The organism is Vibrio sp. 99-8-1 (assembly GCF_013114595.1).
Classification (GTDB): domain Bacteria; phylum Pseudomonadota; class Gammaproteobacteria; order Enterobacterales; family Vibrionaceae; genus Vibrio.
Genome location: NZ_VTXE01000027.1, coordinates 29155 through 43077 on the forward strand (window position 1 = coordinate 29155; position 13923 = coordinate 43077).

Here is a 13923-nt window from a genome sequence, read left to right on the forward strand (position 1 = left end):
AAAATAGACTTGAGTGAACAGCCGAACGCGAGAAAAAAAACGGGGGCAACTACACCCCCAAAAAGGCTATTGCCTATGAAGGAAAATGGCAACTGTTAATCATGGTACGACCACAGAGAGTGCATTGTTTGAACAGCTATTCGGGTGGCTTAACTTAACGATCTAAAACAATTATCACTTACTACGTACCGAAGAGTGTGAAGTTGAAGGCCTATTGAAACAGTGAGTTATGGTGATATCCTAGTTAACTGCGAATATTAACTGAACATCTATATCTACTACCTTGTGTCAACTGTTATCAATAATTGGCCTCCAACGGAACCGATAGTAGATCGCCAATAGTCGTCTTACAAGATACCAAAAAGCGATCTGCGTCGAAGAAAATAAACATATGAAAATAGAGAAAGAAAAAATCCCCACTTTCGAGTACTCAAGAGGAAGTGAATTTACTGAAAAGCTAAAAGAAATTACTGAATGCAATACGCTATTACATATGGCTAAAGTTTTCGAAATGCCTAAGGCCACTTTTAGCACTTGGAACCGTCACGATCGAACATCTCACGAACTCATGGTGAGGTTACTTTTACAGAACAAGATATCGATTGATGAGTTACCAAAGCTTGCTCTTACTGACGATTCTCTTACCAAATTTTATGAGAATCAACCAAGTTCCACAGCTGAAGCTTCTGAGGAAATATCTGATTCTGAGTCAGGTCTCTACACAATTGAGCAATTGCAATCATGCTTATACATCAAGCTGAAAAGTTTTAATTTGCAGGATGGAAAGCTAATTGAAGAAGAAAGCATCCCTTATTCCACCCGCAGAATAGTGATGTTGGGATTTGAAAATGCGAACCTGATCGAAATTGTAACAAAGGATATAATTTATTTGGTTGATAAGACAATTACCGATGCGATGTCCGGCAATTATCTCATCAGTATGGATGGTCGACACTCTATTAATTCGATTCAACGATTACCCAGAAAACTCATTGCTGAATTTGATGGCAATAAAATCGAACTGAGTGACGACGAGATAACCATTTTAGGCAAAGTGGTGTTAACCAGTCATTTGTAATAACAAAGCGACTGGTTATAGCATCTCTTTTGCGATGAGATGTAGCAGAAAAGTTTCTCGCTCAATACTCATGCCTTTTTTAGGGCTCTCTGCCATGGTTTTTTCATTATGGGCGATCGCTTGATGAATATTGATCCAAACTGGCTTCATGCCATTGTTCACTTCATGTTCTTCAAAAGCGGTATCCCCTAACTGTGCATCAATTTTGCAGCTATAGCAGTAAGAGACCTGATGCATGACATCTGCGTTATCTTTATACCAAGGACGAAACTCTTCATAGATACCATAGGGTTTAATATTGTGAATATTCTGCGCCCCGGTTTCCTCTTCTAGTTCTCGAACTAAGCCTGCGATAGCATCTTCGCCTTCATCTAACCCACCACCAGGAATGGTGTAGTCGTGATAACGCTCAGTATAGAGCAGTAATATATTCTCACCATCTAACACAATGGCGCGAGCAGCATGACGCTGAAATATGATTTTATCATCCAAATGATCGATATCAGGATGGGTGGTTGTTCTTAGGTGTCTCATGATAAGTAAACGGGTTCATTCATTTTGCGCGCATACTAACATACCAAAACCATTCACCACACAAAATAAACGGGCCACTTATCTCAGGTCATAAGAAGAGATGGACTCAATCTTAATGGCATCATGGCGCCAATACTCAATATCGCAACAGACGGGTTGAAGATTGGAGTCATAATATGTTTTATGAACCACTAATGCCGATGAGCCCACTGTTGCTCTGAGTGCACTCGCCACATCGCCAATCAGTGCTGTCGCCATTATATTAAATTTGCACCGCTTAAACGTCACATCATGCACATCAAGGTAGCTACGATGAAGTGAATGGATTAACTCTTGATCGGCAATTCTATTGCTATAGATAGGCAAAGAGAGGTGAGTGCTGTAACAGACTGGGCGACCTTCTAAATGTTTAATCGATATTACTTGGTGAACATCACTAAAAGGGGCGAGAGACAACAGTTGCGAAGCCTCTTTACTTGCCATTTTCGTTTGGCTTGTCACAAGTGCGACCTCCCCTTTTCGTTGTTGCTCTGCTGCATTGTCAACAAAACTTATTGCAGCAGCAGGGTCATAGATAAAGGGAGCAGGCGAAATAAACCAACCTCGTCGATCTTCTCGAAAAATAAAGCCTTCAGCTTCTAATGTTGATAGAGCTTCTCGCAAAGTAATGCGTGTGGTATTAAACATTTCAGCCAGCTTTCGTTCCGCCGGAAGTTTTTGCCCCGGAGAGAGCATTCCGGAATCAATTTGCTCGACAATCGCTTGCTTTATCTTTACGTATTGCACATTTACTCGCTTATGCTGGCTAAATACAGGCTATAGAATATACCGAGAAAAATCAGAAGGCTATATATGTGAATACGTCCAACTAGGGTCCGTTGACCTTTTTGGTTTATTTCTGCTGTTTTTTGTAGCGGTTTTATACAAGGTAGCGTCTGCGTTGTGCAGTCATCGACACAAACAGGCGATAACGCAGTCGAAAATGCCAACAAACGCTGCCCGATAGGTTCAATTACGCTCAATTGAGTGAATTGCTTGTGTTTAACAACAAAAAACCGCAAAATGCGCCCGTTATTTTGCCATTTAACCGTATTTCTCAACAAAGCCATTATTACAGGCTTATAATAATAGAACTGCCTTTTCCTGCCATTTGACATCACTTCCATTTATAACAGAGCATTTAACCTATGAGTTTTACTTCCCTTGGTCTCTCTTCTCCAATTTTAAAAGCAATTGAAGAGCAAGGTTACACTACCCCATCTCCGATCCAGCAGCAGGCAATTCCTGCGGTAATTAACGGAGAGGATGTCATGGCTGCTGCACAAACAGGGACAGGTAAAACCGCTGGTTTTACTTTGCCAATATTACAACGTCTAAGCAGTGGGCCAAAAGTAAAAGGCAATCACGTTAGAGCGCTCATTTTAACGCCGACAAGGGAACTGGCCGCACAAGTTCACGATAATGTTGAGAAATACAGCCGACATTTGCCTCTGAACTCTACGGTCGTGTTTGGTGGCGTAAAAATTAACCCACAAATGATGAAATTACGCAAAGGCTGTGATGTTCTGGTCGCAACCCCCGGCCGACTGATGGATCTTCATCAACAAAATGCGGTGAAATTTTCTCAAATCGAAGTATTGGTTCTCGACGAAGCGGACCGTATGCTAGACATGGGTTTTATCAGAGACATTAAAAAGATACTCGCGCTATTACCGGCAAAACGTCAAAATTTACTGTTCTCTGCCACTTTCTCAGCGGATATTAGACAGCTAGCAAAAGGGTTGGTAAACAATCCTGTAGAGATATCTGTTAGCCCTGAAAACTCAACCGCAGCTGGTGTAGAACAGTTCATCTATCCGGCAGACAAGCGTAAAAAAGCCCCTATGCTGGCCAAACTAATAAAAGATAATGACTGGCGACAAGTGTTGGTGTTTACCCGAACCAAGCATGGCGCCAATAAGCTCTCTTTTTATCTCAATGAACAAGGGCTAACCTCTGCTCCTATTCATGGAAACAAGAGTCAAGGTGCACGTACCAAAGCACTCGCCAACTTTAAGTCGGGCGAGGTGCGTATTTTGGTTGCTACGGATATCGCAGCACGAGGCATTGATATTCCCCAATTGCCACAAGTGGTTAACTTCGATTTACCGAACGTCAGTGAAGATTACGTACATAGAATTGGCCGAACCGGTCGCGCTGGTGAAACAGGAAAAGCCATCTCATTAGTCACATCTGAAGAAGCCTCAGAATTATTTGGTATAGAACGCTTGATTAAGAAAGTACTACCAAGGTTAGAACTTGAAGGTTATCCGGTGGTAAACACGCTGCCCGAGTCTAGGCTGGACACTCGTCCAATCAAAGCGAAGAAACCTAAAAAAGCCAAAACGGGTCATGCCGATGGTCAACGCTCTGGAGAAAATGCCAAGGGACACAAACCAGCAGGTAAAAATCGTCGCCACATTGCTGGTGGCGGCAACGCCAAAGGTGGCGCTCAAAACAAACCTAATAACGGTGGAAAAGCGTCAACAAAACCACGACGTAACCGTCGACCAAAAGTCGCCAATACGAACAGTTAGTTTCGATTGAATAGTGGGTCTGATTCTATACAGATAATCTTGGAAGGAAATCCATTCCTTCCATTATCTTTCTTGAACTGAACTTGTTGATGTTGCTCTGAATCCTGCATCTTGAAGTCACTTGAGTATACTAGTAATCAGGCGCTTATTTTTTAACAGCAGAAAAATTCCGGCTTATTATCTTTAGCGTTTTTCCTTACATATTAAACCAATTAAATATAAAACTTTTATAAATATTCTTTTAAATAAAGCCCCATTCATTTAAAACAAACTTGTTTTCATTATACACCTTCAATATACTGACGATTAAATTACTCATACCAAAAGTCATTTTGTTATCACTTGGTTAATATTAAATTAACCTTTTACCATTTATTTAACTTCGATCAATCCAGTTAATAAAATAACTTTATTTATTAACAGCATAATATAAGAGCAAGAAAATGGAATATTCCAGAATATGGCAAAGTGATACAGTTAAAGGTATTGAGTTACTTAGAGCATCGTTTCAGCAATTTGAGTTTTCTAAGCATTGGCATGATGAACTGGCTATTGGTGTCATTGAGCATGGTGCCGAGGGCTTACATTATCGTGGCAACAACATTATTATCCCTGAAAACCAAATCGTCGCCATTAACCCCTCCGAGGTTCATACTGGATTTGCAGGGTGTGATTCGGGATGGTCATATCGTATGTTCTATTTCGACCCACAGATGATTCGAGCTCACTTTGAACTGGAAGAGCAGCATGTTCCTCCTTTAATCAATGCCCCCATCATCGATGATCCCTCTCTATTTCAATTGCTACAGCAATTGCACATGGCGTTGGAACAGCCCAGCTTTGACATCACCAAGGAATCTCTGCTAACGGTAGCATTTGAAGGGTTATTTGGTCGTCATGGTAGTAAGAAAACCAATAATAAGATTTATAAAGAACAAAAGAACAATGCGCTAGTGCGAGATTACCTATTACAACACTGGCAAGACAACGTCTCTTTAGAGGCTTTAGAAGCACTAACCGGATTAAGTAAATACAAATTAATCCGAAGCTTTAACGCGCAATACGGCGTGACACCGCATCAATTTCTACTTTTAATAAAGATTAATCAGGCAAAGCGCCTCTTACAGTCCGGACAGAACTGCGCAGATACCGCATTATCCTGTGGCTTTTTTGATCAAAGTCATCTAACTCGCAATTTTAAGCGGGCATTTGGAATTGCCCCAAAGCGCTATTCTGCTTGTTCTGCACCTTAATCATGCCGATAAATTAAAAGTTAACATCCTCCAGCCTTACTGCAAAAACACCTACTCATAAAGTATTACAGCTTAAGTAAATCAAGCTCTACAAGCGCCCCTCCTTTACATATTTACTAAATAATCAATACGTTACTACACCATCAGCACAAAATTCATAGCTAACATAACCACAATCTCTTCAACGTCACTGATCCGGAGTTGATGACTTTACCCTTACATTCGTACATCTCATGGGCTAATACAGTACGAAACACTCAAACTGTCTCACACTTTTTTCTGCAATTTTATACAAGAAAGTTAAAAATATAATGTCTATTCTGCTGTTTTATTAAATTAAGCGAGTAATAAATATAGCAAAATAATTATCACTGATTTATTTACATGGCCACCTTTCCACTTAAAGGATAATACTTTCAAATTAATTTGGAAGCGAAATACTATTATCTAAATTTAAATAGCATCACAAAGATGAAATGAGAAATAGAATGCTAGCAAAATTAAAATTGCCATCAATATTATTACTTACACTCGGAATCATTATTGGTTCTACTCTATTTATCGTGACAAAAATAACATTTGATAAAACATCTGAAACAGAGTTTTGCATCTCCTGTCACTCAATGGATAACGCCTATCAGGATTATAAAAAATCAAGCCACTTCTCCAATAAACATGGCGTAAAAGCTGAATGTTCTGATTGTCATATCCCCCAGCAAACTATGGAGTATTTGGTTACCAAGATACGAGCGTCGAAAGACATCTATCATGAGTTCATTAGCGGAAAAATAGATACGCAGCAGAAATACGATAGCCATAAACTCGCTATGGCAAAAACGGTATGGTCACAAATGGAAGCGAACGACTCAGCAACATGTCGATCTTGCCATGACTTTGAGCAAATGGCCCCCGAGCTACAAAAACAGGAAGCCGTCATTGCTCATGCTGGTGCAAAAACCAATAACCAAACATGTATTAACTGCCATAAAGGCATCGCCCACACGCTTCCTAAGCCAAAAACCAACACTATTTCTATCTTAGACGCAGATATAAATGATCAGGTATACACCACCAAAATCATTCAACTACACAACAGTGATCAGTTGGAGAAATCGCGAGCAAAAGTGTTACCCCTAACAAAACTCACGATCATCAAAAAGCAGCAAGACAGAGTATACGTTGCCATAACAGGGTGGAAAGAAGCGCGAAAGAACGTTCTTTATAGCGAGAAAGGACAGCGCATTGCCTCTGCAACCTTACGTGGCATTTCAAACATAGACGACTTAGGCGAGAACTATCAAGACCCAATCAGCCTCAATCCATGGAAGAAAATTCAGATCCACGGTTGGCTAAAAGAGACACCTATCGTTACTGATGTTAACCCCATCTGGGACAACCTTAAGTTTGCCTACGACAGTAAATGCGGCCAGTGCCACTTAAAAGTGGAAGAAGCTCATTTCTCTGCCAATGACTGGCCGGCTCAATTTATGGGCATGGCTAAACAAGCAAAACTCTCTAAAGACGAAACCCAAGCAATGCTGAAGTATTTGCAATATCACTCTTCAACCTTTGTAAAACATAATTAATAGATCTAAACGGAGCGACAATGAATTTTTCTAGACGTGATTTTTTAAAGTCTGCAGGCTTAACTGGTACTGCAGCACTGGCTACTCAATTAAGCCCCCTTGCCATGGCTGCACAGCAAGACCCTTCGCTTAAAAAGAAACTTACTGCCTCTAAATTTGGTGCCTTTGAAGCAACAGTAAAAAATGGCAGCATAAACACCGTGACCCCATTTGGTAAAGATGCTAGTCCGGTAGATTTAGTAGAACACGCATTTCGTATCATCGACAACCCATCACGAATCAAGAAACCTATGGTTCGTAAAGGGTTCTTAACGGGAGACAACACAACCCGTGGCAACAATGAGTTTGTAGAAATCAGCTGGGATCAAGCTATCGATATTCTTTATCAACAACTTGAGAACACTCAGCAAAAATACGGTCCGTCGGGCATTTATGCGCACTCGTCATGGGGACCGATAGGACAACTGGGCAGTTGTAGCAACACCATGAAACGTGCGTTGAACCTTCATGGCAAAGTACTGAGCTCTTCGGGTTATTACTCTACCGCGGCAGCGCAATCCATTCTACCTGAAGTGGTTGGTGATATTGAGGTCTACTCAATGCAAACCAGCTTAGAGTATGTTGCCGAAGAGACTGAAATATTAGTCCTTTGGGCTTGTGACCCCCTTAAAAACCTTAAGATTGGCTTCAGTGTTCCTGACCACTCGCCATACCAATATTGGGATAAGATAAAAGAGAAAGTCGCCGCAGGTAAAATGCGCGTCATCTCCATTGACCCTGTAGAGTCGCACACTCAAAAACACTTAGGAGGAGAGCAACTTGCCATTAATCCACAAACCGATGTGGCCTTAATGATGGGTATCTGTCACACCTTGTTGTCCACCGGAGATATAAACCAAGAGTTTATCGACGACTATACCGATGGCAGTGACCAGTTCTTCGCTTACCTAAACGGTGACCATGATGGAGTAGCAAAAACCGCTAGCTGGGCAGCAGATATTTGTGGCATCGATGAGAAAATCATCAAGACACTCGCCAAACAGATGGCCGACAAACGCACACTGATCTCATCGGGTTGGGCAGGACAACGAGCGGATCATGGCGAACAGTACTGCTGGTCAATTGTCGCACTCGCTTCTATGCTGGGAGACATAGGCTTACCCGGCGGTGGTTTTTCCTTTGGTTATATCTATAACGATGCAGGCGCACCTTACTCTAATGGTGCTCGTATGGGGTCACTATCTGCCTCTATCAAAGGCTCAGTGCCAATCCACAATAAAGAGTATACAAGTACGCCATATTTCCCAACGTCACGCATTGTTGACGTAATAGAAAACCCGGGCTTAAAAACTACCTACAAGGGAAAAGAGATCACTTATCCTGATTTGAAAACCTTAGTGGTATCAGGTGCTAACCCATTCTCTACCCACCAAGATATTAACCGTCTTGTTGAAGCAGTAAACCGTCTCGATTTCTTAGTCACTATTGATAATCAGTGGACGGCAACTTGTCGTTACTCAGATCTTGTCCTGCCTTGTACCACTATTTATGAGCGCGATGAGCTCGTCTCCTTCGGTAACGCAACAAACCGTGGTGTCATTGGCTTGAAAAAACTGGTTGAGCCAATGTATGAAGCCAAAGATGATTATGATATCTGGCGATTGTTCAGTGCCAAAATGGGCAGAGAAAAAGAGTATACTGGTGGCAAAAGCAATCTTCAATGGCTGAAATCATTCTACGATAAAGCACGCGAAGAGAATGGCAAAAATGGCATTACGATGCCAACGTTTGAAAATTTCTGGGTTCAAGACTCTGCCTATTTTGAATACTCAGGTCAAAACACCTTTGTGCGCCATGCAGAGTTCCGCGACGATCCTGATCTTAATGGCTTGTCGACAGAGTCAGGGCTTATTCAACTGTTCTCGCAGAAAGTCGCTAACGCGGGTTTAGCCGACTGTACTGCTTATCCTAGCTGGATTGAGCCAACAGATTGGACAGCACGTCGTTCTGGTAAGTATCTGCACCTAGTTACTTTGCACCCACAAAATCGACTTCACTCTCAACTTTGTGGCGTTAAAGAGCTTCGTGATGCGACGAATTCCAATGAGCATGAACCGCTGTGGATTAACCCAGCAGACGCCAAAGTACACGGGATTAAGAATGGCGATATTGTCGAAACTTATAATGGCAAAGGAAAAGTACTGCTTGGCGCCATAGTGTCGGAGAAAGTAAGACAAGGTGTAGTCGCAAGCCAAGAAGGGGGTTGGTACTCTCCTGAAGGTGAATCTTGTCTATACGGAAATGCCAATGTATTAACTAACGACCGTGGCACGTCCTCTTGGGGACAAGGCCCGACGGCACAAACATGTTTGGTTTCCATCAAGAAGTATCAAGGTAAAAAACCGACCATTGATTGCTTCAATGGCCCCGTCATTGTTAAAAGCTAATAGAGTCAACGATTAACTCAAACTCACTTCTGTCTACTCATAACCACCTTGCTATAAAGTGAGGTGGTTTAAAGATAGAAACATTGTCACTATGGCCACATTACGTGGTCATATTTATGGTAAGCACAGTAACAAAAAAGATAACCATCTGTATGATGTTCACCGTTCAATATAACTTAATCCACCAGCGTGGCGCTTTTGTGGATCGAAGGAGGGAGCACCAACCCCCATTTAAGCAACTGAGAGCGACTAAATATAAATTGTCCTCGCCCGCCGATCGTTGGACGCACACGGGATCCACTCTCCTGCAACATATCTAGTGCGATATCACCCGCTAATTGCCCTTCTTGATAACCAAATACAACGTAACCGCCAACGTTTTTATCCTTCCCTACAGAAAAGTCCCAAAAGCCAAATGAGGGGACAGGAGTATGCTGAGAGGTCCATTTAATCACATCATCTTCTGACACATGAAGGCCGTTCGCGTCGATCAAGGTATGATAAAGCCCAACAAATACGGCGTCATAACCCTCTATTTTTGTCTTTAATACCCGTTCTTTCCAAGACTCAAACTCCCGTACGCTTTTAACATCTATTTGCACGTTCGCTCGTAGCACTGAGGTTTTGCCCTTAAACACATCTTGTATTAGCACATCGCTTGTTCTGCTTTGATCAAGCAGCAATAGCACATGGCTAACAGGCATAAACTTCTTAAGCATAATCATAGAACGCATTAATAATGGCCGTTCTAACACTCCAGAAAAGTTCTTTGCATCAGCAATTTTATAGCTACGAGGGTTGTCATTTACTCCAAGGTAAACCACTGGCGTATCGGTTGTTAGAAGCTTATCAGACATATACTTGACGGCATTGTCATCCGCCAGTATCACTAATTGAGGAGAAATGTTGTTATACAGTGCCCAAGCTTTATCGGCTTGATTCTGGTATTGAGATTCCGCTAGCCGTTTTGTATCCATTTGAAAAAAGACCAACTCATGCAAGTCACCCAATTTCTCTTTTAATCCTTTGGTATAGCTTTTAACCCAAGGATGATCGCTATGATAGCTGTCTATAACCAATATAGTGCCAGCTTGCGAGCTTAGCGCAAACAACATCAAAAATACTATCAAGCAGCGATTTATTATCATGCAGATTCTCATACCTACTGCGGACAGAGCAGTTTAGTATTTATACTCTATTGTTGACAAAATGATAACAAAACATGTCAAATACTTTAAAAAAGTAGAATCCCACCTCAGTTAACCACGTTTTTTGCTTTCCCCTGTAAATAACAGTCAATATTATCAGCGACCATGGCCGTGATTCGCTTTCTTGCGTCCAAAGTCGCCCACGCAATATGGGGCGTTATAATACAGTTTTGACAGGACAGTAACGGGTTATCCTCCATAGGCGGTTCTTGCTGTAGAGTATCCAATGCGGCTGCTGCAATAACGCCTTGGTTCAATGCATTCGCCAATGCACTTTCAACCACCAGTTGACCTCTCGCGGTATTGATAAATAAAGCACTACTCTTCATTTTTTTAAACATCTGCTCATCGAACATATTCTCTGTTTCAGGGAAGACCGGACAATGTACTGAAACAATATCGGAGTCCGCTAACAGACGGTCAAGATCGACCTGCTCAGCACCATCTATTGACGACGACTTGGGCGTGCGATTATAAGCCAGCACATTCATTTTAAACACGGATGCAATCTCTGCCACTCGTTGCCCTATTCTGCCAAAACCAACTATGCCAATCGTTTTACCCGCCAACTCCATTTGTGGAAATGGCGTGTATGTCCACTCTTGCCTGCGAGTCCAGCCAAGCTGCTCCCTGACATCTTGACTGGTCAGCTCCACTTTCCTTATTAGGTTAAAGATCAGAGCGAACACCATCTCAGCCACTGTGTCGGTACCATAGGCAGGGACGTTAACGACATTAATATTCTTTTCTCTGGCATAACGGTAATCCACCACGTTATAACCCGTCGCTAACACACCTATGTATTCCAGATCGGGACAGGCGTCGATGACAGCTTTGCTAATCGCCACTTTATTGGTTAATAAAATATGTGCCGATTGGGCTCTCGTAATAACTTGCTCAACATCTTGTTCTGTATTGTTGTAACAAGTAAAGTCCCCTAACTTTTCAAGCGCCCCCCAAGGATTGTCTCCTGGGTTTAACGTTTCTCCATCTAGACACACGATTTTCTTCTTGGCCATGACTGTCATCCTATCTATTTTCCCTTAGCTGGAACTCTGGTTACGTTAACGTCTACGCTACCACGCTTACTATTCTCTGAACACCTTAAAGTACTATCGCACCACGGTGAGGTTTGAGGTAGAATCTATATCCATATTCTCTCAACTGTTCATGACTCAAATGAAAATTGTCGCCGTTACTGCTTGTCCTACCGGAATTGCCCACACCTACATGGCTGCAGATGTATTACGTAAAGAAGCCGCTAAAAGAAACATCCAGATTAAAGTAGAAACACAAGGAGCGATGGGAATAGAAAATCAACTGCAAGCCGCTGATATTGCTCATGCCGATATTGTGCTTATCGTCTCCGATATTGAAATTGAACACAGAGCACGCTTCACCGGAAGTAAAATCCATTGTGTCACCATAGAGGAAGTTCTAACGGATGCCGCGACCGTTATCGCTCGATGTCAGCAGTTGTAGCTGTCAAACACAATGAGAATTGAACGTAGAATAACCTTTATCATCGGCACTGAAGGTTTCGCTTCATGGAAATTAAACAGATTAAATACATTATCTGGTTACTTTCGCTCCGTGGTGATATTGAAAAACATTTCTACAGGTAAAAGCTGCAATGTTAACCACACACTGCAAGTTCTTAGCCTTGGCAGCAAAAATAATCATTTATGCCAACTATGGATAGAAGGCTCTGACGCCGAATTAGCTTGTATGATACTGACTGATTTTATTGCCGATGAGTTTGAAATCGTCAATACCTCTCATCGACGAGCAACCCAGCATAGCTATTCGGTCATTGATAACCACGCCACTTTCCAACTGGATTTTCCACTCAGCTATCACTATGCCGAGATGGCACAAGACCCTGCTCCCGCCAAACACGCCGTACTGTCTAAAATAAGCTCTATGCTTGATCAAACTAACGCTCAGTTGATTTTTGAGGCGATGTTAACAAGAGAGGGAATCTCCTCCACATGCGTTGGCCAAGGGATAGCATTGCCACATATCATGACTGCGCATGCTAAACAGGCGTCCGTTGCGGTCATTCACTCCAAAACAGACATAGATTGGCACTCCGCTAGAGGTGATGTGAATATAGTTATCGCCATGATGCTGCCAGATCCGGCACCAATGCCATTAATAAAAGCGTTCACGCAGTTATCTAGAGCTTTGGTAGACGACCAGTTTTGCAACTTAGTCGCGACCACCGTAGAGCCTGAAGCGTTAAAAGCGTTTCTGCTGCATAAAATGGCCTTTAGTTAACCCTCTCATAGTTAATCCTCTCAAGCCGTCACTACTACTCTCTTGCTCTATACTCACTTGGCGTCAGCCCCGTTTTATTTTTAAACACTCTAAAAAAGTAGTTCACATCCTGAAAGCCACAGCGCATAGCCACTTCGTTTAGCCTAAAGCTATACCGCTTCAACATGAATTTCGCTCTATCAATCCTTACCCAAGTAATATAGTCCGCCAGCGTCATATGACCTTTTTGTCTGAATAAACGGGATAAATGGTTAGGTGAAATATTGAAACGAGCAGCGATGCTTGAGCGTGTAATTGTGCGATGAAAGTTCTCCTGAATGTGGATACAGATGCCTTGGTACAAAGATTCACTACGTATTGATCCGGTATGTTCTGGATCCGTCAACATAGAATTACTGTAACTCATCAAGGCAGCCAATAGATGTTCATCCATCGGGCTTTTCTGAGATTCTCTTCCCAGTGCATTAAGTGCTTGTAATATATGGTCCACCGCGTGACCAGTTCTGGTTTGAATACTGTGTTTTTTTATGTCCGAAAAGCTGGCACTCTCTTTCTGTTTACTCACTAGGCTAAAACCCAATTGTCTACGACCAAACAACAGACTTAACACGGAACATTCCGTTTCCCAGTTTGGTTTATTCCAACAGTTAGGCGGAATATACAGCGCATCTCCAGCCAGTATGCTGACGTCAATAATTCCATTCTCAGCGTCTTCTATTTGATTAAGGTACTCCCCCGACACGACCAACTCTAACCTTGGGAAGTTAACTTGGTAGCTAAACTGCGGCGGAGTAACGTTGTCTCCTGCAAACCAAATACGATTGAACTGAGCACGTTCAGACAACAGTGTTTCCAATAGATTTTGAAATAATAGGCTCATTTGCTCTCTCTAGGTGCTAACAGCCACGCCAACAGCGTCTGATTGAAAAGAATCCAATAACAAACGTGATACAGCGCACAG

The 13923-nt window shown here is 42.2% G+C and carries 12 protein-coding genes; 7 read left to right on the forward strand and 5 right to left on the reverse strand.

All coding sequences use genetic code 11. The annotated features are described in order from the left end of the window. Positions 1-391: 391 nt before the first annotated feature. Entirely contained in the window at positions 392-1078 is a 687-nt protein-coding gene (locus tag F0227_RS15045; RefSeq protein WP_171754065.1) for a helix-turn-helix domain-containing protein, read from the forward strand. Positions 1079-1093: 15 nt separating this feature from the next. Here F0227_RS15045 and F0227_RS15050 read toward each other — a convergent pair whose 3' ends face one another. Then, entirely contained in the window at positions 1094-1612 is a 519-nt protein-coding gene (locus F0227_RS15050; protein ID WP_171754066.1) for an NUDIX hydrolase, read from the reverse strand. A gap of 78 nt (positions 1613-1690) precedes the next feature. Further along, complete coding sequence (locus F0227_RS15055) at positions 1691-2398, reverse strand: GntR family transcriptional regulator (RefSeq protein WP_171754067.1); 708 nt, start codon at positions 2396-2398, stop codon at positions 1691-1693. 401 nt (positions 2399-2799) lie between these two features. On the opposite strand from F0227_RS15055, the gene F0227_RS15060 reads away from it, so the two are divergent. The 4 genes from F0227_RS15060 (at position 2800) to torA (ending at position 9474) form a co-directional block, all read left to right on the forward strand. Further along, positions 2800-4188: a DEAD/DEAH box helicase gene (locus tag F0227_RS15060; protein WP_171754068.1), complete on the forward strand. Its 1389-nt coding sequence runs from the start codon at positions 2800-2802 to the stop codon at positions 4186-4188. A 443-nt stretch (positions 4189-4631) separates the two neighbouring features. After that, complete coding sequence (locus F0227_RS15065; protein WP_171754069.1) at positions 4632-5441, forward strand: AraC family transcriptional regulator; 810 nt, start codon at positions 4632-4634, stop codon at positions 5439-5441. Between the two features lie 488 nt (positions 5442-5929). Next, a complete protein-coding gene (locus F0227_RS15070; RefSeq protein WP_171754070.1) occupies positions 5930-7027 on the forward strand; it encodes a NapC/NirT family cytochrome c in 1098 nt (365 codons plus the stop codon). Between the two features lie 20 nt (positions 7028-7047). Continuing rightward, positions 7048-9474 carry a trimethylamine-N-oxide reductase TorA gene (gene torA, locus F0227_RS15075; RefSeq protein ID WP_171754071.1) on the forward strand — a complete coding sequence of 809 codons (2427 nt, stop codon included), beginning with the start codon at positions 7048-7050 and terminating at the stop codon, positions 9472-9474. Between the two features lie 176 nt (positions 9475-9650). Here the strand turns inward: torA and F0227_RS15080 are convergent, their stop codons facing one another. After that, entirely contained in the window at positions 9651-10622 is a 972-nt protein-coding gene (locus F0227_RS15080; RefSeq protein ID WP_171754072.1) for a sugar ABC transporter, read from the reverse strand. A 107-nt stretch (positions 10623-10729) separates the two neighbouring features. After that, the gene (locus tag F0227_RS15085; RefSeq protein ID WP_171754073.1) at positions 10730-11701 is read right to left on the reverse strand and encodes a D-2-hydroxyacid dehydrogenase; all 972 of its coding nucleotides are present in this window, start codon (positions 11699-11701) and stop codon (positions 10730-10732) included. 160 nt (positions 11702-11861) lie between these two features. Between F0227_RS15085 and F0227_RS15090 the strand changes: the two genes are divergently transcribed. Together F0227_RS15090 and F0227_RS15095 are read left to right on the forward strand one after the other, a co-directional pair. Next, the gene (locus F0227_RS15090) at positions 11862-12164 is read left to right on the forward strand and encodes a fructose PTS transporter subunit IIB (protein WP_171754074.1); all 303 of its coding nucleotides are present in this window, start codon (positions 11862-11864) and stop codon (positions 12162-12164) included. 12 nt (positions 12165-12176) lie between these two features. Beyond that, positions 12177-12962: a PTS sugar transporter subunit IIA gene (locus F0227_RS15095; RefSeq protein ID WP_171754075.1), complete on the forward strand. Its 786-nt coding sequence runs from the start codon at positions 12177-12179 to the stop codon at positions 12960-12962. Between the two features lie 34 nt (positions 12963-12996). On the opposite strand, the gene F0227_RS15100 is transcribed toward F0227_RS15095, so the two are convergent. Further along, complete coding sequence (locus F0227_RS15100) at positions 12997-13842, reverse strand: AraC family transcriptional regulator (protein WP_171754076.1); 846 nt, start codon at positions 13840-13842, stop codon at positions 12997-12999. Between the last annotated feature and the right edge of the window lie 81 nt (positions 13843-13923).

Excerpts from the sequence above, each read along its gene's own strand:
- F0227_RS15045 (WP_171754065.1), top strand. The coding sequence starts at position 392 with ATGAAAATAGAGAAAGAAAAAATCCCCACTTTCGAGTACTCAAGAGGA.
- F0227_RS15050 (WP_171754066.1), bottom strand. The coding sequence starts at position 1,612 with ATGAGACACCTAAGAACAACCACCCATCCTGATATCGATCATTTGGAT.
- F0227_RS15060 (WP_171754068.1), top strand. The coding sequence starts at position 2,800 with ATGAGTTTTACTTCCCTTGGTCTCTCTTCTCCAATTTTAAAAGCAATT.
- F0227_RS15065 (WP_171754069.1), top strand. The coding sequence starts at position 4,632 with ATGGAATATTCCAGAATATGGCAAAGTGATACAGTTAAAGGTATTGAG.
- F0227_RS15070 (WP_171754070.1), top strand. The coding sequence starts at position 5,930 with ATGCTAGCAAAATTAAAATTGCCATCAATATTATTACTTACACTCGGA.
- torA (WP_171754071.1), top strand. The coding sequence starts at position 7,048 with ATGAATTTTTCTAGACGTGATTTTTTAAAGTCTGCAGGCTTAACTGGT.
- F0227_RS15080 (WP_171754072.1), bottom strand. The coding sequence starts at position 10,622 with ATGATAATAAATCGCTGCTTGATAGTATTTTTGATGTTGTTTGCGCTA.
- F0227_RS15085 (WP_171754073.1), bottom strand. The coding sequence starts at position 11,701 with ATGGCCAAGAAGAAAATCGTGTGTCTAGATGGAGAAACGTTAAACCCA.
- F0227_RS15090 (WP_171754074.1), top strand. The coding sequence starts at position 11,862 with ATGAAAATTGTCGCCGTTACTGCTTGTCCTACCGGAATTGCCCACACC.
- F0227_RS15095 (WP_171754075.1), top strand. The coding sequence starts at position 12,177 with ATGAGAATTGAACGTAGAATAACCTTTATCATCGGCACTGAAGGTTTC.
- F0227_RS15100 (WP_171754076.1), bottom strand. The coding sequence starts at position 13,842 with ATGAGCCTATTATTTCAAAATCTATTGGAAACACTGTTGTCTGAACGT.